The organism is Halomonas sp. HL-93 (assembly GCF_900086985.1).
Classification (GTDB): domain Bacteria; phylum Pseudomonadota; class Gammaproteobacteria; order Pseudomonadales; family Halomonadaceae; genus Vreelandella.
The window spans coordinates 607435-627878 of record NZ_LT593974.1 but is presented as its reverse complement, the minus strand read 5'-3'; the positions used below and the strand labels follow the sequence as shown (position 1 = coordinate 627878).

The 20444-nt window shown below is 49.6% G+C and carries 17 protein-coding genes and 1 pseudogene; 14 read left to right on the top strand and 4 right to left on the bottom strand.

Annotated features, from left to right (window positions below):
* The first annotated feature begins 40 nt into the window (after positions 1 to 40).
* From rfbB to GA0071314_RS02730, 13 genes are all read left to right on the top strand, one after another.
* Positions 41 to 1111, top strand: a complete 1071-nt coding sequence (gene rfbB / locus GA0071314_RS02790; RefSeq protein WP_074395214.1) for a dTDP-glucose 4,6-dehydratase — start codon at positions 41 to 43, stop codon at positions 1109 to 1111.
* Positions 1108 to 1977 (top strand): glucose-1-phosphate thymidylyltransferase RfbA, encoded by an 870-nt coding sequence (gene rfbA, locus GA0071314_RS02785; protein ID WP_074395213.1) that lies wholly within the window; start codon positions 1108 to 1110, stop codon positions 1975 to 1977. The genes rfbB and rfbA overlap by 4 nt, the downstream gene beginning before the upstream one ends.
* A gap of 41 nt (positions 1978 to 2018) precedes the next feature.
* On the top strand, positions 2019 to 3113 hold the full coding sequence (locus GA0071314_RS02780; RefSeq protein ID WP_074395212.1) for a DegT/DnrJ/EryC1/StrS family aminotransferase: 1095 nt from the start codon (positions 2019 to 2021) through the stop codon (positions 3111 to 3113).
* The gene (locus GA0071314_RS02775) at positions 3110 to 4252 is read left to right on the top strand and encodes an HpcH/HpaI aldolase/citrate lyase family protein (RefSeq protein WP_074395211.1); all 1143 of its coding nucleotides are present in this window, start codon (positions 3110 to 3112) and stop codon (positions 4250 to 4252) included. Before GA0071314_RS02780 ends, GA0071314_RS02775 begins: the two co-directional genes overlap by 4 nt.
* Before the next feature lie 52 nt (positions 4253 to 4304).
* Positions 4305 to 5198, top strand: a complete 894-nt coding sequence (locus GA0071314_RS02770; protein WP_074395210.1) for a peptidase — start codon at positions 4305 to 4307, stop codon at positions 5196 to 5198.
* On the top strand, positions 5198 to 6148 hold the full coding sequence (locus GA0071314_RS02765) for an aldo/keto reductase family protein (RefSeq protein WP_074395209.1): 951 nt from the start codon (positions 5198 to 5200) through the stop codon (positions 6146 to 6148). The genes GA0071314_RS02770 and GA0071314_RS02765 overlap by 1 nt, the downstream gene beginning before the upstream one ends.
* A 36-nt stretch (positions 6149 to 6184) precedes the next feature.
* Positions 6185 to 7540 carry an MmgE/PrpD family protein gene (locus GA0071314_RS02760; RefSeq protein ID WP_082934187.1) on the top strand — a complete coding sequence of 452 codons (1356 nt, stop codon included), beginning with the start codon at positions 6185 to 6187 and terminating at the stop codon, positions 7538 to 7540.
* 19 nt (positions 7541 to 7559) lie between these two features.
* A complete protein-coding gene (gene aepY, locus GA0071314_RS02755) occupies positions 7560 to 8696 on the top strand; it encodes a phosphonopyruvate decarboxylase (RefSeq protein WP_074395207.1) in 1137 nt (378 codons plus the stop codon).
* A gap of 31 nt (positions 8697 to 8727) precedes the next feature.
* Positions 8728 to 9960 (top strand): ATP-grasp domain-containing protein, encoded by a 1233-nt coding sequence (locus tag GA0071314_RS02750; protein ID WP_074395206.1) that lies wholly within the window; start codon positions 8728 to 8730, stop codon positions 9958 to 9960.
* A 55-nt stretch (positions 9961 to 10015) separates the two neighbouring features.
* Positions 10016 to 11368, top strand: coding sequence for a class-II fumarase/aspartase family protein (locus GA0071314_RS02745; protein WP_074395205.1), 1353 nt, complete (start codon positions 10016 to 10018; stop codon positions 11366 to 11368).
* Complete coding sequence (locus GA0071314_RS02740; protein WP_074395204.1) at positions 11361 to 12371, top strand: cyclase family protein; 1011 nt, start codon at positions 11361 to 11363, stop codon at positions 12369 to 12371. The genes GA0071314_RS02745 and GA0071314_RS02740 overlap by 8 nt, the downstream gene beginning before the upstream one ends.
* Positions 12372 to 12471: 100 nt before the next feature.
* Positions 12472 to 12783 (top strand): DUF1153 domain-containing protein, encoded by a 312-nt coding sequence (locus GA0071314_RS02735; RefSeq protein WP_074395203.1) that lies wholly within the window; start codon positions 12472 to 12474, stop codon positions 12781 to 12783.
* A 26-nt stretch (positions 12784 to 12809) separates the two neighbouring features.
* Positions 12810 to 13238, top strand: a complete 429-nt coding sequence (locus GA0071314_RS02730) for a DDE-type integrase/transposase/recombinase (RefSeq protein ID WP_156524088.1) — start codon at positions 12810 to 12812, stop codon at positions 13236 to 13238.
* 33 nt (positions 13239 to 13271) lie between these two features.
* Here the strand turns inward: GA0071314_RS02730 and tnpC are convergent.
* Both tnpC and tnpB read right to left on the bottom strand, forming a co-directional pair.
* Positions 13272 to 14765: pseudogene (gene tnpC, locus GA0071314_RS02725) on the bottom strand (IS66 family transposase).
* A 45-nt stretch (positions 14766 to 14810) separates the two neighbouring features.
* Positions 14811 to 15167, bottom strand: a complete 357-nt coding sequence (gene tnpB, locus GA0071314_RS02720; protein ID WP_074395202.1) for an IS66 family insertion sequence element accessory protein TnpB — start codon at positions 15165 to 15167, stop codon at positions 14811 to 14813.
* 256 nt (positions 15168 to 15423) lie between these two features.
* Here tnpB and GA0071314_RS19955 point away from each other — a divergent pair, with 256 nt between their 5' ends.
* On the top strand, positions 15424 to 15654 hold the full coding sequence (locus GA0071314_RS19955) for an integrase core domain-containing protein (RefSeq protein WP_074395201.1): 231 nt from the start codon (positions 15424 to 15426) through the stop codon (positions 15652 to 15654).
* A gap of 161 nt (positions 15655 to 15815) precedes the next feature.
* On the opposite strand, the gene GA0071314_RS02710 is transcribed toward GA0071314_RS19955, so the two are convergent.
* Together GA0071314_RS02710 and GA0071314_RS02705 are read right to left on the bottom strand one after the other, a co-directional pair.
* Complete coding sequence (locus GA0071314_RS02710) at positions 15816 to 16766, bottom strand: glycosyltransferase family 2 protein (RefSeq protein WP_074395200.1); 951 nt, start codon at positions 16764 to 16766, stop codon at positions 15816 to 15818.
* Between the two features lie 11 nt (positions 16767 to 16777).
* A complete protein-coding gene (locus GA0071314_RS02705) occupies positions 16778 to 20209 on the bottom strand; it encodes a glycosyltransferase (protein WP_074395199.1) in 3432 nt (1143 codons plus the stop codon).
* Positions 20210 to 20444: the final 235 nt, after the last annotated feature.

Below are 20444 nucleotides of genomic sequence, written 5' to 3'. Positions count from 1 at the left end.
CACTGTACCTAACGTGATAAAACTATTCTAAGGCATTTAGATGAAGCTACTCATCACTGGCGGTGCAGGTTTTATTGGCAGCGCCGTTATACGCTTTTTGATGGCGAATACTGACTGGGACATCATCAATGCTGACAAGCTCACCTATGCCGCCAACCTCAACGCGCTAGAAGGTGCAGCGCAAAGTGAACGCTACCAACTCGTACAAGTAGATATTTGCGACCGGCAAGCGATTGATCGGCTGTTTCAACAACACCACCCCGATGCCATCATGCATCTAGCCGCTGAAAGCCACGTTGACCGCTCAATTCGTGGACCAGCCGCCTTTATAGAAACCAATATTGTGGGCACCTACACGCTTTTAGAAGCCGCCCGGGACTACTGGCAAGGGCTTGCTGAAATAAAACGTAAGTACTTCCGCTTTCATCACGTTTCTACCGATGAGGTGTACGGTGATTTAGCAACCCCCGACGCACCTGCATTTAATGAAACGACTCCTTACGCACCTAGCTCGCCCTACTCTGCCAGCAAAGCCAGTTCAGACCATCTCGTTCGCGCCTGGTACCGCACCTATGGCTTGCCCGTAGTGATCACCAATTGCTCCAACAACTACGGCCCCTGGCAACACTCAGAGAAGCTCATTCCCCTCACCATAAAAAACGCGCTAAGTGGCAAACCGCTACCGGTATACGGCAGCGGTACGCAGATCCGTGACTGGCTTTATGTGGAAGACCACGCTCGCGCTTTGCACTTGGTGCTGACCAAAGGTCGCCTGGGAGAAACGTACGACATCGGCGGCAACAACGAGCATAGTAATATACAAACAGTTCGCCGAATTTGCGGATTGCTGGATGAGCTAGCACCCCGTGGTCAGAACTCATATATCGAACAAATCACCTTCGTGGAAGACCGTCCGGGGCACGACCTGCGTTACGCGGTCGACAACAGCAAAATCACTTTTGAGTTAGGCTGGCGCCCTCTGGAAAGCTTTGGTAGCGGGTTACGCAAGACAGTCCTGTGGACACTGCATGCCGCAGCGAATCACCAAGATAAAGAACCTTCGCTGTTGGCCGATAAGCCAATACCAGTATTGGGCGAGGGCAAAGCATGAAAGGCATCATCTTAGCAGGGGGCAGCGGCTCCCGGCTTTACCCTATCACCATGGGCGTTTCCAAACAGTTGCTGCCAATTTACGACAAACCGATGATCTATTACCCATTGTCAGTACTGATGCTGGCAGGCATTAGGGATGTGTTGATTATCACCACACCCCATGACCAGGCGAGCTTTCAGGGCCTGCTCGGCGATGGCAGCCGCTTTGGCATTAACCTAAATTATGCAGTACAGCCCAATCCAGAAGGTTTAGCACAGGCATTTATCATCGGAGAAACATTTATCGGTGGCGACAATGTCTGCCTCGTGCTCGGCGACAACATCTTCTATGGTCAAGGTTTTACACCCAAGCTTCGTCAAGCGGCTGCTCGAGATAGCGGAGCAACTGTGTTTGGCTACCAAGTAAAAGACCCGGAACGCTTCGGAGTCGTGGAGTTTGACTCAGAACGACGTGCGGTGAGTATCGAAGAAAAGCCCAAAAAACCGCGCTCACACTATGCCGTAACAGGCTTGTATTTTTACGATAATGATGTAATTGATATTGCCAAGCAGGTGCAGCCCTCAGTTCGAGGCGAGCTTGAAATCACCAGTATTAACCAAGCGTATCTGGAGCGCGGAGATTTACACGTTGAACTGCTTGGTCGCGGCTTTGCTTGGTTGGATACAGGTACTCATGCCAGCTTATTGGAAGCTGCGCAGTTTGTTGAAACCATTGAAAAGCGCCAAGGCTACAAAATTGCCTGCCTTGAAGAAATCGCCTTCAATCAAGGCTGGCTCAACCAAGAGATGTTGATGGACCTAAGCAAGGCATTGGAAAAGAGCGGCTACGGCGCTTACTTACAGCAATTGGTGAGTGATGCATAAGCAACCCTGTCGCATCATTCATGCGTGATGAAAGGCCTACTATGATACCTGTGACCAAGCCCTACTTGCCTAGCCGTGAAAAGCTCGACCGCTATATAGATGGCATTTATGAGCGCGCTTGGCTCACGAACAACGGCGAATTAGTGCAACAACTTACTCAGCGCCTGGAAGAATACCTCGGGGTAGAAAACCTCTTGCTTGTCGCCAACGGCACCTTAGCCTTGCAGATTGCTTACCGAGCACTGGATATTAGTGGTCGTAGCGAGCTTACCGAGGCGATCACCACGCCATTCACCTTTGTAGCTACCGCAAGCTCGCTAAAATGGGAAGGCGTGTATCCTGCCTTTACAGATATTGACCCGAATACCTGGTGTTTAGATCCAAGCCTCATCGAAGAGGCCATTACCCCACGCACGCGCGCCCTTGTTCCCGTACATGTCTTTGGCAACGCCTGTGACGTGGAAGCCATTGACGAAATTGCAAGCCAGCATAACCTGAAAGTAATATACGACGCCTCCCACGCCTTTGGTGTGAACTACAAAGGCGAAAGCCTTCTCAAACATGGGGATGCAGCTACGCTTAGCTTCCATGCCACCAAGCTATTTCACACCGGTGAAGGCGGCGCGATTGTATTCAAGAAGAAAGAAGACCTCGAGCGTGCCAAGAAAATGATCAATTTCGGCATCACTGGGCCAGAGGCAATCGAAGAACTAGGCATCAACGCTAAAATGAGCGAGCTACATGCGGCGATGGGGCTTTGTGTACTGGATGAAAAGGAAAGTAACCATGACGCGAGAGTGGCAGTTTGGAAGGCGTATGAGCGTGGCTTGAAGCCATGCGGGCAGCTTCAGGCCTGGAGCCCGCATGCGACACAAAACTGTGCCTACTTCCCCTTAGCATTAAAAAGCGAAACTCAACTGAAAGAGCTCTTGGACGTATTGGCGGGTGAAGACATACTGGCCAGAAGGTATTTCTATCCTTCGCTCAACCAATTGGCCCAACTTCAATCAAGTTGTCAAAAAACTTGTATCAATTCACAAAATTTAGCAAATAGAATTATCTGCCTACCCCTCTACGTAGGCATAACACCATCAGCATCTCAACGTATCATTGATCTGATAAGAAGCGTTGCATGAAGCATCACAGACACAAGCCAGACTTCCCATTTGTCCACACTCCAGTCGAGTTTGACAAATATACCGAAAAAAATCTTCTCCAGTATTGTCTTGGTGGCACTTTATATATGCCAGCAACCAGGCAAGTAATTAATAAGCTGTTGAGCCAAGACCTTAATGATCTTACGTCCATGGTTATGTGCTTCGAGGATGCGATTACTGAAGAAAACTTGCCGGAAGCGGAAGATAATGTTCTCAGGCATCTTCGGTCGCTTGCTGGAGCGATTCGGGCAGGGAAAATTGGTCAGTCAGACATCCCGTTAATTTTTCTTAGGGTTAGAAACGAAAAACACTTCATTAGTTTTACTGATCGTTTGATAGCGGAAGAGGCTGACCTACTAACAGGATTTGTTTTTCCAAAATTCAGCTCCGAAAACAGCCTTCTGTTTCTGAATCATTTGGCAAAGTTGAACCAGCGTCTTGGCGTAAGGTTATACGGCATGCCCATTCTGGAAGGCTCGGCAATAGCCTTTCATGAAACCCGAACAATGGAGCTCAGACTGCTCAAGAACACGCTAGAACCATTCCGGGACCTTATTCTCAACATTCGCGTGGGTGCTACGGATTTCTCATCGTTGTTTGGTGTCCGTAGGGGCATGAATTCATCTATTTACGACATTCTTGTGGTTCGAGATTGTCTTTCAGACATATTGAACTTTTTTAATCGCGCCACCGATGGTTACATCGTTTCTGCTCCGGTATGGGAGTATTTCCTTGCCTCTTCAGGCGACAATATCGACGATATTATCGAGCAGAATATTCACCATTCATTGGTCAATCGCCAGCCTATTGTAAATGATGCGATTGACGGCCTGCTCAGAGAGGTGATTCTGGATAAATCAAATGGATTTATCGGAAAGACCATTATCCATCCTTCGCATCTAAAGTATGTAAATGCGATGCAGGCCGTGACGCTAGAAGAGTACGAGGACGCTTTGCAAGTTCTTGATGCCAGCGGTGGGGTGATAAAGAGTAAAAAATCCAACAAAATGAATGAAATAAACCCACACCGAAATTGGGCCCAGAAGGTCGTTCAGTGTGCCAAGGCGTTCGGGGTAATTGAAGAAGAGTCATGCTATCTGAAACTGTTCAAGCATTAAACTTGACTTCACCACCTGATTTTCTAACGATTGCCACCAAGAGAAAGATACCATGAAAGCAACGCAGGACTTCCTCAAAAAAATAGGTCTGCCGCAGGGAGATGATTTCGCTCTGAGTTCTTCTGAAAAACGCTTTCCCGATGGTGGCCAATATCGCTTCGAAGTTCCCGGCATTCAAGGGCCAGGTGTAATGAAAACCTTACTCGAAGAAGCGAAAGAGACAGGAGCGGTCATCCACAGAGTGACGCAAACCAAAGGCATCATGTTGCTGTCGGATGCGGAAATCAGTGAGATGGTTTCACTCGCTGGCAAGCATAAGGTGGACTTGGTGCTATCGGTTGGCCCCAGGGCAACATACGACACCAGCGCCTCAGTAAACACCCCAGAAGGTCAACGCATGGGCTACCGCCTTCGTGGGCAGGATCAAATCGTACGGGCTATTGAAGACATAAAGCGCGCGGCAATGCTCGGGTGCCGATCGTTCCTGCTCTATGACGAAGGCCATCTCTGGGTATTAAATGAAATGCGCAAAGCTGGGGAAATCCCGGAAGCCTGTAGATTCAAAATTTCGGCCCATACCGGACATGGCAACCCATGCTCAGCAAGGCTGTTGGAACTTAATGGTGCCGATTCAATCAATCCGGTGCGCGATATCCAGCTCCAGATGCTGGCAGCCATTCGCCAAACAATTAACGTTCCGGTAGACATTCATACTGAGAACCCAGCCTCCACTGGTGGATTCATTCGTCATTACGAAGTTCCAGAGATGATTAGGGTCGCGTCGCCCATATATCTCAAAACTGGGGGATCAGTCGCTAAAACCCACTCATGGGACACCAGTTCAGAGGATGCAAAAAAACGGATAAAACAGGTTCATTTAGTTCAGCGAATGATTGATCAGTACTATCCGGAAGCAAAGCGCTCACCTAAAGCGGAGGGTAAATAATGCCTGTTAAGGCAATCCTGGGCACTATGACATTTGGCCCCCAGGTTACTCTAGATGAAAGTGTTGAAATGACTGAGCACTTCACAAGCCGGGGTAATGATGAATTGGATACGGCCTATGTATACAACTCCGGTGATAGTGAGAAATTTTTGGGACAGGCATGCAAACAGCTAACTGAACAAAGACTGAAAATAGCCACGAAGGTCAATCCACGAGTGACCGGGAAGTTGGACGAAAAATCGATCAAAGAGCAATTGCTTACTTCACTTGAACGACTACAACAGCCTTCTGTAGAAACACTGTATCTTCATTTTCCTGATCCGAGTACGCCCTTGGAAGTAACGCTGAAAGCATGTGCTGAATTACGTCAGCAGGGTTACTTTGAGAAGTTAGGGCTCAGTAATTACGCCGCTTGGGAAGTCGCTCATATCTGGCATATATGCGATAGAAATGGCTGGACGCTCCCTTCAGTTTATCAAGGGCTATATAATGGCCTAAGCCGGAACGTTGAGAGTGAACTCATTCCCGCGCTGCGGGAACTGGATATGAGTTTCTACGCTTATAATCCTCTTGCTGGTGGCATCTTGGCGGGTAATTATTCAAATTTCGACTCTGAACCAAGCCCGGGCCGGTTCACTCACCGCCCTAATTACAAGCAGCGTTATTGGAAGAAAGAGTTCTTCAATGCGCTGCAGGTGCTCCAGGATGCGTGCCATGATACGGGCATTACAATGGTGGAAGGCGCATTAAGATGGTTATCTGAACACTCAGCCCTGGACTCTCAAAAGGGCGATGGCCTTCTCATTGGTGCTTCAAGCCTCAGTCAGTTGCAGGAAAACCTTGATATTCTCAAGCGTGGCGCTCTTCCTCCAGCGGTACTCGACGCTTTTGAGTCGGCTTGGCACCATGCAAGGTCGGAGGCTCCTCCGTACTTCAGAACGACAGGCTGAAACCTACTTCACTCCACGACAGTTCAAGCATAAATAATGAGTAATTTGACTCAACGGTTAGTCGCAGACTTGCAGCGGATCATGATTCAAGAGCCGGATGAAGCCGCCCGGCATCAGGTTAAACGGTGCCTACTTGATTACCTGGGTGCTGCACTGGCCGGTGCCAGGGTTCTTGAGCCGCGGGTTGGCAAAATCATTGGCATGGCGGGCGAAAATAAGGATGGTGTCGGCGTTATTGGCAGCTCGGTTAAAATCGGTATAGAAACCGCCGCACTGATAAACGGATTGAGTTCCCATGTTGCCGAAATGGATGATGGTGTTCGCTTCGGCATGATTCACCCAGGCGCTCCTATATTTTCAGCCCTAATTCCAATGACTGAAAAGTTAAACGTGACCGGGAACGACTTTATTCGTGGGGTGTTGGTGGGCTACGATGCGGCCCTTCGGTTAGCCAGCGCCATGCAGCCAACACACTACAGGCGAGGCTATCACCCGACGGCCACTTGTGGAGCCATTGGCGCAACCATGGGCATTGCTGCGATGCTGGGGTTCAATGCTCAGGAAATGGAGAATGCTTTGGCGGCAGCGTCAGTGTCTGCAACTGGTAGCCTTAAAGTTGTCGACAAAGGATCTGAGTTAAAACCCTACAGTGTAGGGCGAGCGGCTGTTTTAGCTGTCCACTCTGCGATCATGGCGCGTGCTGGCTTTAGTGCTCCGGAGGACGCATTAAACGGAGACACCGGATTTCTGAGAATGACGACAGATGAATACAGGGAGGAGTTAATTCTTGCAAACGGCCCGAGCGGCTACTGGATTCACAGCGTATACGTAAAGCCTTACGCAGCATGCCGACATGCTCATCCGTCAATTGAAGGTACGATTCGTATACTGGAGAAGGCCCATGTGCTTCCTGTGGATATAAAGAACATACATATCACCACCTACCACGGCCTGGCAGGACGCCATGATCACAAGGAAGTTTCAGATATTTCGGCTGCGCGAATGAGTGTTCCCTTTAGTGTGGCCCTGGCAATAAAAACGGGCTCTGCAGGTATCAATGAATTTACTCAGGAGACCGTTGACGACGCCGAAATTCGTGCCTTGGCACGAAAGGTGACGATCTCAGCAGATCAAAAGTATACGGATCGTGTCCCTGATCAACGGGCAGCTGAGCTGCGGCTTGAAACAAATGATGGCACCGTATATAGGGAGTTAGTGACCTTCCCGAAAGGAGAGCCCGAAAATCCGCTTACAGATGCGGAACTAGAGGAAAAATTTACGAATCTCGCCGGTTATGGAGGTGTAGCTGTAGAGAAAAGTGATTTGCTGAAAAATGAAGTATGGCAATTGCCTCAAGACCTCAAAGCGTTCCACCGCTTACTACAAAATTAAGTACTTCTAAAGGCTTTTCATGATCGATCTTAAAAATGTCTATCAAGTTCTTAAACAAAATGGTGTCGAATTTATTAGTGGTGTGCCTGACACCCTGTTGAATGATTTCTGCCTTGGACTCGATACCTCATGGGATAAGAACAGACATGTTCTTGCAGCGAACGAGGGAAATGCAATTGCTCTAGCCGCAGGCTATCACCTTGCCACCAACACCGTACCGTTGGTTTATATGCAAAACTCCGGTATGGGCAACGCCATGAACCCCTTGATTTCTCTTACTGACAAATGCGTTTACTCCATCCCGCTTGTGATGATGATTGGTTGGCGCGGTGAGCCGGGCAGCGGTGATTGGCCTCAGCACCAGCGACAGGGGGAATTATCACCGGTTCTGCTTGATGCACTGAATATCCCCTTCAAAGTCCTGGATGAAGATGAGGAAACTGTATCAGATGCAATCGAGTGGGCGGTTTCTCGTGCCCGGGAATTGAACCAGCCTACTGCACTTCTTGTTCGCAAGAACGTGCTGGCCCGAAAAGAAAAGGCCGGTTTTGACGCTGACGAGCAGCAATATGCAATGAGCCGCGAAGATGCAATACGTGAGCTGCTTAAAAATGCGCCCGACAACGCCATTTTTATTGCTTCTACCGGCAGAATTACTCGGGAACTTCATGCTATTCGCGAGTCGCTCGACCAGCCACATAATTGCGATTTTCTCAATGTTGGTGCAATGGGGCACACGCTTTCCATCGCCTCTGGAATTGCGGCAGCTAAACCTGAACGGCTAGTGATCTGTCTTGATGGTGATGCAGCTGTACTTATGCATATGGGAAGCATGCCTGTTACCGCCCACCTTGAGCTACCCAATTTGTTACAAGTAATACTCAACAACGGAGCTCATGAGTCTGTTGGGGGCCAGAACAGTGTAGGCTATGCAGCAGACCTAACAGCAATAGGTAAAGGCGCCGGCTACCAGACAGCTAGCAGTTTCGTGGCAGGCCGTGAAGAACTTAAAAACACTTTCTTGCAACTTACTTCCAGCTTAGGGCCGGCGTTCCTTGAGGTTCGCGTTCGCAAAGGGATGCGTAGTGATATGCCTGTTCTTCGCGTTGATACCAATGACGAAAAAAATCGTTTCATCAAAGATATGACTTGTTGATCCGAATATTCATAGCTTTGTGAGTAGACGAATGGACCAAGATGTAGCCGTTGTTCTGGGGGGTACGTTTCCCCACAGAAGACTAATAGAGAATCTTAAAGCACGTGGATATCGAACTCTCCTTATCGACTACCATGAGCGCCCCTACGCCGCTGACCTCGCGGATGAGCACATCCGCGCGAGTACACTGGATGTTGAAAAAGTTCTGCAAATAGCCCGAACAAGGGAAGCGTCTCTGGTCATTAGCTCCTGTGTAGACCAAGCCAATGTAATAGCATGTAGCGTTTCCGAGCAGCTTGGACTTCCTCACCCCTACAGTACTGAAACAGCCAACGTCGTCACTAATAAATCGTTGATGAAAAAGTTCATGTTGGCGAATGGAATTCCAACTTCTCGTTTCATCTCTGTTCAGGTCCCGGTTGAGAATGTGCCGGAAAATCTTTGCTTTCCATTGATCGTAAAGCCTTCCGATAGCAATAGCTCCAAGGGTGTCAGGCGTATTGATCGCTTAGACGAACTCAAGTCTGCGGTAGCGGATGCCCTGGCTCTGAGCCGATCGGGGGTAGCCATAGTTGAAGAATTTATAGAAGGTGTAGAGATCGGCATTGATTGCTTTGTACAAGCGCAAAGGGCGTCTGTTTTGATGACGAAACAGCGTCGAAAAATTCCCGCAGAGAAGGATTCGGCTCAGCAGATATATGGGTGCACATGGCCTGCCAAAGTCTCTGATAGTGTTAAGCAGGAAATACAGCGTGTGGCATCCAGTATTGCAACGTCACTGGGGATCACAAGTTGCCCGTTGATGATTCAGGCAATCGTTCACGACGACAAGATAAGTGTAATTGAATTTGCTGCACGTTTTGGTGGTGGGGAAAGCTGCACCATTATCGAAGCAATGACAGGCGTTGACATTATTGAGATTTCGGTGAATTCGTTTCTTGGTGAGGTGCCTCCCACAGTATTAGTTGACCAATGCCAGGAAACCTATGCTGAAACCTTCCTCTATGCAAGCCAGGGTGCGTTTGGAAAAATTGTATACAACCCAGAAATTGTTCATCAGAATAGTAACGTTGTATGTGTGAATACCTATAAAACAGCGGGAATGGCTATTGGCAGCGAACTTTCCAGTAACAACCGCGTTGGTGCCATTATCGTGCGATCAGGGAAACCTGAAGAAATTGAAACAATTACTCGCGATGCACTGGAAAATATAGATGTCATTGATATCCATGGGCAATCCATTTTCCGACGAGAAATCTACTGATCGTTTTAGCTGCATACCTGGCAAATTCCGACCTTTCTAAAAGAAACTTCTGATTATGACTTCATCTATCGTTGATTCCGCCTACTTCGGCAGCACTTTTCGCGACTCTGTAGTGCACGACATCTTCTCGGATAAAAGCCGCTTCGCGGCATGGCTGGACGTAGAGTCCGGCTTGGCTCGCGCACAGGCGCGGCTGGGACTGATTCCGGAAGAAGCAGCAGAAGCAATAACGATGGCGGCCAAAGTCGAAAACCTCGATATTGCGGCCATGTCTGAGGAATACCAGAAGGTTGGGTTTCCAATACTCCCTCTTGTGCATCAACTGGCGAACGCCTGTGATAAAGACAGCGCCCGCTGGGTCCACTGGGGAGCGACGACTCAGGATATTGTCGATACGGGCATGGTTCTGCAGATGAAAGAAGCTTTCGACATACTGGCCCGGCAGCTGGACGAAGTGATTGATGCTGTCGCGAAACTTGCGGAAGATCACAGGGCAACCGTCATGGCCGGCCGGACATTTCAGCAGCAGGCTGCGCCAGTTACCTTCGGCTTCAAGGCTGCTGTCTGGCTCGATGAGCTGCTCAGGCACCGCGAACGGCTTCCCGACGTAAAGCGACGCGCACTGGTTTGTCAGTTCGGTGGTGCTGTCGGCACCCTGGCTACTCTGGGGGACCGTGGTACCGATGTCCTGGAAGTGCTGTCCCGGGAACTGGAGCTTGAAGAGCCGCCTATTTCCTGGCATACCGCACGGGATGGCTGGGCAGAGGCGGTATTCTGGTTGGCGATGGTGGGTGGAACGCTCGCCAAAATTGCGACCGAGGTTGCCACGCTGATGCGTTCTGAAGTGGATGAGGTTCGCGAGCCATACACGCCGGGCAAGGGCGGAAGCAGTACCATGCCTCAGAAAAGGAACCCGGTGGCGTGCCCGATAATCATGGCTATCGGTAACCGGCTCCGGGAGCACGTTGGCTCGCAATTGACTGCCATGATTCAGGAGCATGAAAGGGCAGTGGCCGCAATGCCCCTCGAATGGATGGTGATACCAGAAGCTTTTGTATTGCTCTCCGGAAGCTTACAGCATTCAATCACCATGCTCAGTGGGCTCACGGTAGATCGGGCGAAGATGCTGGAAAATCTTCACTTGGGTGGCGGGTTGCTCATGGCTGAGGCCGTTATGATGGGCCTTGCTCCCATTATTGGCCGTAACCAGGCACATGATCTGGTATACAGCTCAGCTGGTAAAGCATGGGACCAAGGCATTACCTTGCGTGATGCCTTGCTGACGGATGACCGGATTCGTCAGCACCTTTCTGTTGACGATGTAGATCGGCTTATAAACCCTGCAAACTACACAGGGTCCACGGAAAAAATGATTACAAAGGTTTTGGGAAGGGTAAATCATGACTAATCCACGCTGGAAAGCCAGGCCAGAAGGGGCAAACTGGGGTGACTGGGGAGAGAACGATCAGTTGGGCCGCCTGAACCTTCTTGATCACAATAAGGTGCTTCAGGGTGTCGCGGAAGTTAAGGTTGGAAAAACCTTTTGCCTGAGCCTGCCCCTGGATTACCCGGGGGGTAATTTGCTGAGCCCGGTGAGACACCCACCGAAATTGCGTCCCGTCATCCGAAATGATGAGCCCTATTACAACTACGAATGGCGAAAAAAAGATCCAAAGTTAACGGATGTTGCGGCAGATGATGCTGTTCTGTTGCATACCCAGTATTCAACCCAGTGGGACAGCCTTGCTCATCGCGGCTCAGTGTTTGATGTAAACGGCGATGGCCACGCCATCCCTGTCTATTACAACGGCTTCCGTGCTGGCGAAGACATCAAAATGGATGATTCGGGTGTTGGTGCCAATGCTCTTGGAATTGAGAACATGGCCAAACAGGGCGTACAAGGACGAGGAGTAATGATTGATTTACACTCTTACGCTGGAGAATTCCCAAGAAAGGAAATTGGCTACAACGATCTTATGGTCATAATGGAAAAGGACAAGGTGACGGTCGAGCCGGGTGACATCCTCTGCCTCTGGACAGGCCTGGATCAGTTAATCCTTAGCATGAACAAAAAACCGGATGCCTCGCTCAAGGAAGCTTGCGCCGTTCTGGATGGCAGGGATGAGAAGTTACTTCAGTGGGTCATAGACAGCGGGGTTGCCGCAATTGTCTCAGACAACCTAGCAGTCGAGAATGTTGGCAAGGCAGTACCGGATTGTTGTACAACTGCCCTGCCATTGCATGAGCACTGCCTTTTTAAACTAGGTATTCACTTAGGTGAACTTTGGCACCTTGCAGAGCTAGCTGCCTGGCTTAAAGCAAACGGACGTTCACGTTTTATGTTGACCGCTCCTCCATTAAGGCTGACGGGGGCTGTGGGCTCCCCCGTCACACCAATAGCTACTGTATGAAGGCTCAATCCTGGTTGCCATCTTATTAATTCTTAAGGTAGTCATGAAGTGACCCCCTCCAGAGCTGCATAGGCTATAGTGCAGCTTTCAGGAGGATGAGATGAGCAACGAACCCTCAGTCAAACGCTGGACCGCCAAGCGCAAAGCCGCTGTGGTCATGGATATCTTCAAGGGCAAGACCACCGTCGCAGAGGTGGCTCGACAGCATGACCTCACCGTCTCGGAAGTCGAGGGCTGGATCGAAGAGGCCCAACGCGACATGGAGAACGGGTTCCGAGCCCGGCTCAAGGATATCCGCGAGCAGTACGAGTCCGATCTGCGGGAAACCAAGGAGGCGCTGGGCGAGGCTCACCTGCAGATCTATGCATTAAAAAAGTTCAAACGCCTGCTCGACGAGGACGAGAACTCGTAAGGTCGTCGTAGGCGGAACTGGCCCAGATGGGCCACGTGGTATCACTCGTCAAGCTATGCCAGTGGCTGGGGCTCCCCCGGCGGACGCTGTACTATCGTCCCAAACCGCGTCGCCGGGTGATCAATACCGATCTGGCCGCTCGGGTAAAGCTGGCTCTGGAGCGATTCCCCACCTATGGCTATCGTCGTCTGGCGTGTGTGCTGGGTGAGAACCGCAAACCGATCCAGCGCATCCTGCAGCTGAAGAACTGGCAGGTACGCAAGCGACCGCAGGGCTTCCGGCCGCGTGCCCGAAGTCTGCCTTCAGTGACCACACGACCGGATGAGCGTTGGGCCACCGATCTGACGCACGTTTGGTGCGGTAAGGACCGACGGGGCAGCCTGGCGGTGATCATCGATTGCTGCACGCGAGAAATTCTCGGTTGGCGATTGTCGGACAATGGCAGCAGCAAGTAAGCGCTCCACTAACCCCATCTATGCAGGCGTCGCTTAGACCGGTAATGTCTCTTTCCACTGCCAGGGCAGCAGCTTGTGGAGCTCATCATCGCCGAGGGCGGGCAGTTTCGCAAAGACGTACTGCAAGTAGTCGTAAGGCGAGAGGCCATTGGCTTTGGCGGTTTCGATCAGGCTGTAGATCGCCGCGCTGGCGTGAGCACCGCTCGGGGTGTGGCTGAACAGCCAGTTTTTACGCCCCACCACGAACGGGCGGATAGCGTTCTCTGCCGGATTGTTGTCCAGCGGGATCAAGCCATCCTTCAGGAACCGGGTCAGCCGGGGCCACTGGTTATCCAGGTAGTGCAAGGCTTTACCCAGCGCACTTTTGGGCAACACCTGGGCCAGTGACTTGTCGAGCCAGGTGTGGAGTTGATCGATTAACGGGCGGCTCTTCTGGTCACGCAGCGCGTGACGCGCCTCGGGTTCAAACGCTTTGGCCTGTTTTTCCACGCCGTACAGCTTACGGATCTGGTTCAGCGCCCAGTCCGCTTTACCGGTTTTTCCTTTGGGCTGCACCTTCTGGGCCTCGACGAACTTACGCCGGGCATGCGCCCAGCAGGTCAACGGGCACACGCCCGGCGCGGCTGGCGGCGTAGTCGAACAGAACGACTTGTTGTCCCGGCGGACCACCGCGCTGCACCCACATATACGAGGTGGCACTGGCGGCACGATCCACTTCTTGATTCACCTGGAGCGTCGTCTCATCCATGTGGATCAGCGGGGCGTTTAAGAGGTGTTGGCGCAACGTGTCGATCAACGGGGTGATGCGTTCTCCCGCCTGCACCATCCAGCGCGCCAAGGTGTTACGAGAGATCTCGGCGCCATGGCGGGCAAAAACCTGGCTTTGCCGATAAAGCGGTAGCGCGTCCTGGTATTTAGCGGTCGCGATATAGGCGAGCAGCGTGGCGCTGGCATTACTCTTGGGTAACAGTTTGGCGGGTGCCGGGGCGGTGTTGACGCCCTCTTCGCATAGCGGGCAGGCATATTTGCGTCGCACATTACGGATCACCTCGATCCGGGCGGGTACCACATGCAGCTCCTCGCTGACCTCTTCATCGATGACCTTCAGTGCGGTGTCGTCATCGTGGCAGTGGCGAGCATCGACGGGCAGTTCATGGGCGACCTCGATACGCGGCAGCTCCGGCGGTAGCGCAACACGCCCGCCGCGCGTGCGACGTTTAGTAGGCGTGGCGGTCTCGCTCGTCGCGTCATCAGCCGTGGTGCTCTCCGATGCATCTTCCTCGTCAACCGACACTTCCGCTTCATTGATAAGCAGATCCCGCTGGTCGACACGGTACTTCTCGGTGGAAGGGCCGAACTGACGCTCCAGGGCAAGCCGGAACTGTTCAAATAGCGACTGTTTGGTGGCTTCCCACTGCGCTTCCTTTTTTCCATCAACGCCAACAGCCGCGCATTTTCAGCGTCAGCAGCGGCCAGCTTGTGCTCAAGCTGGGTAACCGTCGTCGAGGAAGAGGCCGTGTTTTTCATACCGCGTAGTATACAAAAGCGCCGCCAAAATAGGAGGCGATTTTGTTAGCCAACTCGCTGAAAATTCAGTGCTTTGTGAGGCTTCATGGCCTTTAAATCATAGCCATCCAGCAGCCAGTTAAGCTCTTGGCCGGTTAACGTCACGGTCTCGCCATTAAGGTGCGTTGGCCATTTAAACCGCTCACGCTCCAGGCGCTTGTACCACACCACAAAACCGCTACGTTCCCAGAACAGCAGTTTCACTTTATCCCGCTGGCGATTACCGAACACGAACAGCGCTTGATCGAACGGGTTCAAGGCCATGGCTTCCTGAACCAGCAGTGCCAAGCCATCGATTTGCTTACGCATATCCACGGGCTCTCGGCACAGGTAAACCTTTAGGTCAGTGCCTGGACGAATCATGCGACCACCTCCACCGCGACAAACCGGGCGGGACGACAACGCGGTGGCACGGGAAAGCCCTGCACGATTAACCGATTTTCCCACGCCATCAGGTCGGCCAGTGTCACGGCTTGCGCTTCAGCATACGCATTAACGGCATCTGCAACGCGGCAGCATAAGACAGATGCCCTAACCAAAACGCTTGAGTGGGATTGAGTTCGCGGCTCATGATGATCTCCAAAGCAAAAGAGACCATCAGTGTGATCAGACAACGTTAATGTGGGTAGATGGGGTTTATGGCGCGCTTACCTATACACCGGAGCAGAACGGGCTTGTCGAGCGCTTCTTCCGATCATTGAAGGAGGAGTGCATCTGGCAGCATCGATTTGAGTCGTTGGGCCAAGCTAGAGCGGTTCTAGGGCGCTGGATGTGGTACTACAACGAAGAGCGGCCACATCAGTCACTAGGCTATGTGGCGCCCCGAGCACACCCTGCAATAGCTGCGTAGGGTGTGCAAAATCAGGGGGTCATTACAGTCAAAGGTAATCAGGAAATGATCACCTTCTTTTTGGGGCAGTATATCGGATCCCTCCTCACATAAATTAAGCATTAAAAATTTCACTATGATGCAGAACACGCACATCTTCTAAAAACGCCCTAACTAAAAGGCTAATAATATGTAAGTGGCCCAAGAGCTTTTAACAAATTATTTACTTTATCCACATATTCATTTCTTTTACCTTGATGACTAGTCTTTTGATGCATTCTTAGTAAACAGTCAATTTCTACCAAGCTCTTCTTTACTATAATAAATTTTTCTAAGTGAGGCCTATATGCTAACAAAACATCTAGATTGCCATACCACCGCTTTAATTCACTATGAACATCATCTACTGTTAAACCAGCTTGTTTTTTACTATAAGATCCAGCGCCACCTCTCCGATAAGATGACATAATATCAGGCAAATAGGAGATTCCTTTATCAGAAGCCGAAACTTCCATGAAAAAATCACCAGGCCCCCCATTAAGCTTTTTTCGTAGATCAATATAATCAAAATATTTTTCTAGCTTCATAAAATACGATGCAGTTGGAGCAAACTGATTTTTCAACCCGAAAACAAGACTTTGAGGCAGAACAACTTTTTCGTTTCCATAATAACAAAAAACGTCTTCTAGACTCGATTCTTCAAGAAAAATAACAGCAGGATGAACGCAAAAAAAGGCACTACTTTTTTTTAGTTCTTCATACTGTTTTTTTAATTTAAGTCTATCAATCCAGTAATCATCACCTTCACACAAAGCGATATAATCGCCTTCAAGCCGATTTAAATGCTCTTCTTTTATCGCAACGCCGTAATGATTAAATTCAGCATAGTATATATCTATAATATCCGGATATCTCTCTTCAAAGAGACTTAAAATATTTCGGGTATCGTCCGTTGAAAAATCATCATATATAACAACTTTAAAAGCAAAATCGGTTTTTTGTGTAATCACCCCTTTTAGGCAGTCAAAAATATAGTTTTGATGATTATAACAACTAACCAAGCAAGTCACTTTCACTTGACCACTTTCCCAAGCACTCTTCACACTATCTTGAGTAGGTAAACTAGATATCATGTGGATATATCTCAGTTAATTTTATTTGTAAAAGCTATTAAAATCTCTTCGGCGTGCTCGGAAAACCTCAACCGCATACGATATGAATCCAATTTTTCTTTTCTCTTAATATTGTGGATATGGGAAACACCAAAACCAAATTCACTCGCATGGGCAATGATTTCACGCAACGTATCCCCACCAACCTGATTAAGCAAGTGCTTAATTATCAATGTGCAGGTTACACCTTCTTTAGCTAAAGTATTAAAAACGTTCAAAACGCTACATTTTTTATCCAGAAAAATTATATCGGCCTCATTAATAATAATTTCAAGCTTGAGCCGCTCATCTTGGACACACGAAGGACTTAGCCTTGAAAACTTTTTGCATATATCGCTAAGACTCATGCGATTCATTTTCTTCTTAGTAATCGGTGGTGTGAAGCACTCATAGAAAAAATCTTCATTGCCATAAAATATAGCAGCATTATTTACTTTTTTATTAACTGATTTTTTAAAAAAATTGCTTGCAGGAAAGCCATATTCAGCCATCAACTTTTTGACTGCGAGATCGTTGCCTCCCTTGTATATATTCTCCTTCCAAAGTCCGGTTTCGCCGCTAGCTAGGGAAGGCCACTCAATTATCTTAAAATTATATTTTGTTTTTTTGACTTTAGCGCGGTTCAGCGAAGCCATCCAGAATAGCCAAATATCATCTGCTGTCGAGCAAATCTCCATAAACCGCTTTTGATTAGTAATATCTTGATGAAAAATTCGCGGGGGATATAACACACCTGCCCCACTAGTTGGAAAAATCAAACCATCTGAAAGCTCATCAGGCCCAACTTCCCATTTCCATTGGCGATAGGGTTTTGGATTACCTTTATTATCAAGGCGAATTTTATGGGCACGGTGTGCAACGACTGTTTTATAATCACCACCCCAGCTATCCAACAACCCTTTAAGCCAGTTGGGCTCATAGTAAAGGTCATCATCAGCAGTAACAATAAAACTGTTAGGGAATTCGCGTAGCGTGGGGATTATTTTTTTATAAGAGCGAATATCTTCACAGAAGCGAATACTCAAGCCATATTCTTCCAACTGCCATACAGCCTGAGGAATCTCTGACTTTTCTTCCTCGGCAAGCCACAAAATAAAAACATCTGGCTTCATGCCCTGTAATAACAAGCTACGCAAAGTTAGGTGAAGGTTTTCAAAACGTGGTGTATAAGAGGCCAGAGATACAATTAAGTGGCCTGGTAGAGGATGGTTTGCTTTAATTCTTGAAAGTGGCGCTTTAGATACCTCTTCTTTTAAATTTTCAACGGTTGATACAGGCGAAGAAGCCTTTTCTGGAAGTTTAGGCAAAAACGACTGTCCTTCTAGAAACTCTAGCGCTTTCTCCTGGCTAACGTCGGCTATCAACTCAAAAGCCATGTCATGCGCTGCAAAACCTGCACTAAGTATAAAAGCAAGCTTGGTCTTGCTTTCGTCGCTTAGGGCAGCCATCCGGCCTTGGCTAGGAAGGAATAGCACATCGGCGCTTTCCTGCTCAGTAGCGCAAGGAACACGTGCGTTCAGCTCGTCCGGCAAATGGCTGTGATGCTGAATATTATGGAAACGATAGAATCGAAATCCATTGCGGCTGGCCCAGTGCTGTAGTTCAGCAAAGCTGGGTTGGCATTCATGGGTTGGCTGGAAGGCAACTCGCGACTGAATTAGCAACGTCTCTGTGAGTGATTTTTTTCCATGCTCCAGCACCGCCATGGCGTCGCTCAGTTCATCGAGGATCAACCAGTCGAGGTTCCCCAATCCTTCAATGCTATCCAAGGCCACAGTATTAATAGGCAGTTCTGCCAGCGGCTTGGCGGCCAATTGATGGCGTTTGGAAAGTTTTTCAGCCGGTAACGGTGCGAGAACACTGGTCATTTCTGGGTCGACACATGCATGAAGCATTGTCGCTTGCCCATCGCCTAACAAGGCGTGCTGAAACAGTTGTATGTTTTCGCTGCCCTCGTACTGTTTGGCATCCTTTATTTCGCTGGCGGGGTCGAAAGCAACAATGCCGAATGCCTGTGTTGCTGCCATCTGGTCGGCAAGGCCACTTTTGATCAGACTGGCTCGGTTGTCGAGCACCATGACCTTGCCCTTAACTTGCCAGGTAAAATCATTGGTAAGCGACAAACGGTTAGCTTGCGGTTCAGTGCCCTGTTTGATCCCAGCATTGGCGCTAACTAACTGCTGTAAAGATTTATCGACTTTAAACTCTGGTTTGGTCGCACGGCTGGCTAAGCGCTGACAGTGGCGTTTTTTCTGGCTGACTGAAAAATCTTTGTTACCGGCGCGTTGCCGTACCAAAGGTGTTAGTGCGGTGATCAGCCTATCAGTAGCACGATCAAGGTGATGCTTGTCTTCGCCTACCTGCCAAGCACGAGCCACATAATCCTTGTAAAGTACTTCATCATCGAAAAAACTGATAACTGAATCAACGAGCGGTTGAAGCTCCTCGTCGCTTAGCAGGTGTTGATAAGGTTCTTCATAGCAAGCATCTGGGAAGTCAAAGGTAATCCCGGCATCGCCAACCATTTCAGGCATACCACCACGATTTGTAATTAGCGCTGGAATGCCATTGAGCATGGCCTCTGCCAGCACGCGCCCGGAGCTTTCCCACCATAGGCTAGGAGCAACCACTACTCGGGCCCGACCGTAAGGCCCGCGCATATCGCTGGTATTAGCAGTGACGGTCACATTGTTCAATGAGCTACGCTGCCCCCCCATTCGGCGTGTAGCCTCCTGCAGCACGGCTGTCCAGTCGGCTCGCGCCTCTACCACTTCAAGCTCAATATCGGGCCTCTCCCGCTCCAGCTTTACTGCCAATTGCACAAACACGCTGGCACCTTTTTGCCAGCTCGGGTTAACAAACACAAGGCGCTTACGCTCATGGTGCTCGGCAATAAAGTTTTCCGGGGCGATGAACTTGCCCACCGGCTTGGAGATAAAACCGGTCGTATTGCGGTACATATCAGCCGTAGCCTGGCTGTCGGTAAGGATCAAATCCACATCACGACACCAGCGTGGCGCTTTATAGTTGCCGTTGGCCAGGTAGAAAGCGACTGGAATACTGCGGTCACGAGCTTCATCGGCAATCAACATATCCAGAGTTTGGCCACCATAGAACCACACAACATCCGGCTTGAAGGAATCCAGCAAATAGAGGTATTGGCTGTGCCAAAGTCCCTCCTCATGTGTCGTAAAATGATTACGGTTGTGGCTGCAGCCAACCACCAATTGATGCGTCAACGGGCCATCTTCAACTTCGACTAGCTGGTGCAGATGAGCGTTGAGATCAGGGAATTGTTCTTTCAGCCGCCCCATTCCTTTGGGGTTATCGAAAACAGTCGCACCTAGCACCTGAACTTCATAGCCACGAGCTACCAATTGCAACAACATTTGGCGCACAGTCATGCTAGCACCGCTGGACGTATCTAATAAGCAGAAAGGGTTAGCCCAAAGTATGCGGGGCTTGCGTTTTTGAGTAGTAGACGAGGAAGTATTGTTGACCATGAAGCAGCTCGCACGGAAAATTTGCAGTGTGCCTAGCTTACTTTGCTTGCGCTGCCAGCAAAGGCGCGAATGCACCCATATTTGAGTAGCTATTCTAACGATTAGGCTCGATAAGAGGCTGAAACAAGCTTAATAG

What these genes read in the sequence shown, in the direction of transcription:
- rfbB (WP_074395214.1), top strand. Translation starts at nt 41, where the DNA reads ATGAAGCTACTCATCACTGGCGGTGCAGGTTTTATTGGCAGCGCCGTT.
- rfbA (WP_074395213.1), top strand. Translation starts at nt 1,108, where the DNA reads ATGAAAGGCATCATCTTAGCAGGGGGCAGCGGCTCCCGGCTTTACCCT.
- GA0071314_RS02780 (WP_074395212.1), top strand. Translation starts at nt 2,019, where the DNA reads ATGATACCTGTGACCAAGCCCTACTTGCCTAGCCGTGAAAAGCTCGAC.
- GA0071314_RS02775 (WP_074395211.1), top strand. Translation starts at nt 3,110, where the DNA reads ATGAAGCATCACAGACACAAGCCAGACTTCCCATTTGTCCACACTCCA.
- GA0071314_RS02770 (WP_074395210.1), top strand. Translation starts at nt 4,305, where the DNA reads ATGAAAGCAACGCAGGACTTCCTCAAAAAAATAGGTCTGCCGCAGGGA.
- GA0071314_RS02765 (WP_074395209.1), top strand. Translation starts at nt 5,198, where the DNA reads ATGCCTGTTAAGGCAATCCTGGGCACTATGACATTTGGCCCCCAGGTT.
- GA0071314_RS02760 (WP_082934187.1), top strand. Translation starts at nt 6,185, where the DNA reads ATGAGTAATTTGACTCAACGGTTAGTCGCAGACTTGCAGCGGATCATG.
- aepY (WP_074395207.1), top strand. Translation starts at nt 7,560, where the DNA reads ATGATCGATCTTAAAAATGTCTATCAAGTTCTTAAACAAAATGGTGTC.
- GA0071314_RS02750 (WP_074395206.1), top strand. Translation starts at nt 8,728, where the DNA reads ATGGACCAAGATGTAGCCGTTGTTCTGGGGGGTACGTTTCCCCACAGA.
- GA0071314_RS02745 (WP_074395205.1), top strand. Translation starts at nt 10,016, where the DNA reads ATGACTTCATCTATCGTTGATTCCGCCTACTTCGGCAGCACTTTTCGC.
- GA0071314_RS02740 (WP_074395204.1), top strand. Translation starts at nt 11,361, where the DNA reads ATGACTAATCCACGCTGGAAAGCCAGGCCAGAAGGGGCAAACTGGGGT.
- GA0071314_RS02735 (WP_074395203.1), top strand. Translation starts at nt 12,472, where the DNA reads ATGAGCAACGAACCCTCAGTCAAACGCTGGACCGCCAAGCGCAAAGCC.
- GA0071314_RS02730 (WP_156524088.1), top strand. Translation starts at nt 12,810, where the DNA reads ATGGGCCACGTGGTATCACTCGTCAAGCTATGCCAGTGGCTGGGGCTC.
- tnpB (WP_074395202.1), bottom strand. Translation starts at nt 15,167, where the DNA reads ATGATTCGTCCAGGCACTGACCTAAAGGTTTACCTGTGCCGAGAGCCC.
- GA0071314_RS19955 (WP_074395201.1), top strand. Translation starts at nt 15,424, where the DNA reads ATGTGGGTAGATGGGGTTTATGGCGCGCTTACCTATACACCGGAGCAG.
- GA0071314_RS02710 (WP_074395200.1), bottom strand. Translation starts at nt 16,766, where the DNA reads ATGATATCTAGTTTACCTACTCAAGATAGTGTGAAGAGTGCTTGGGAA.
- GA0071314_RS02705 (WP_074395199.1), bottom strand. Translation starts at nt 20,209, where the DNA reads ATGACTGTGCGCCAAATGTTGTTGCAATTGGTAGCTCGTGGCTATGAA.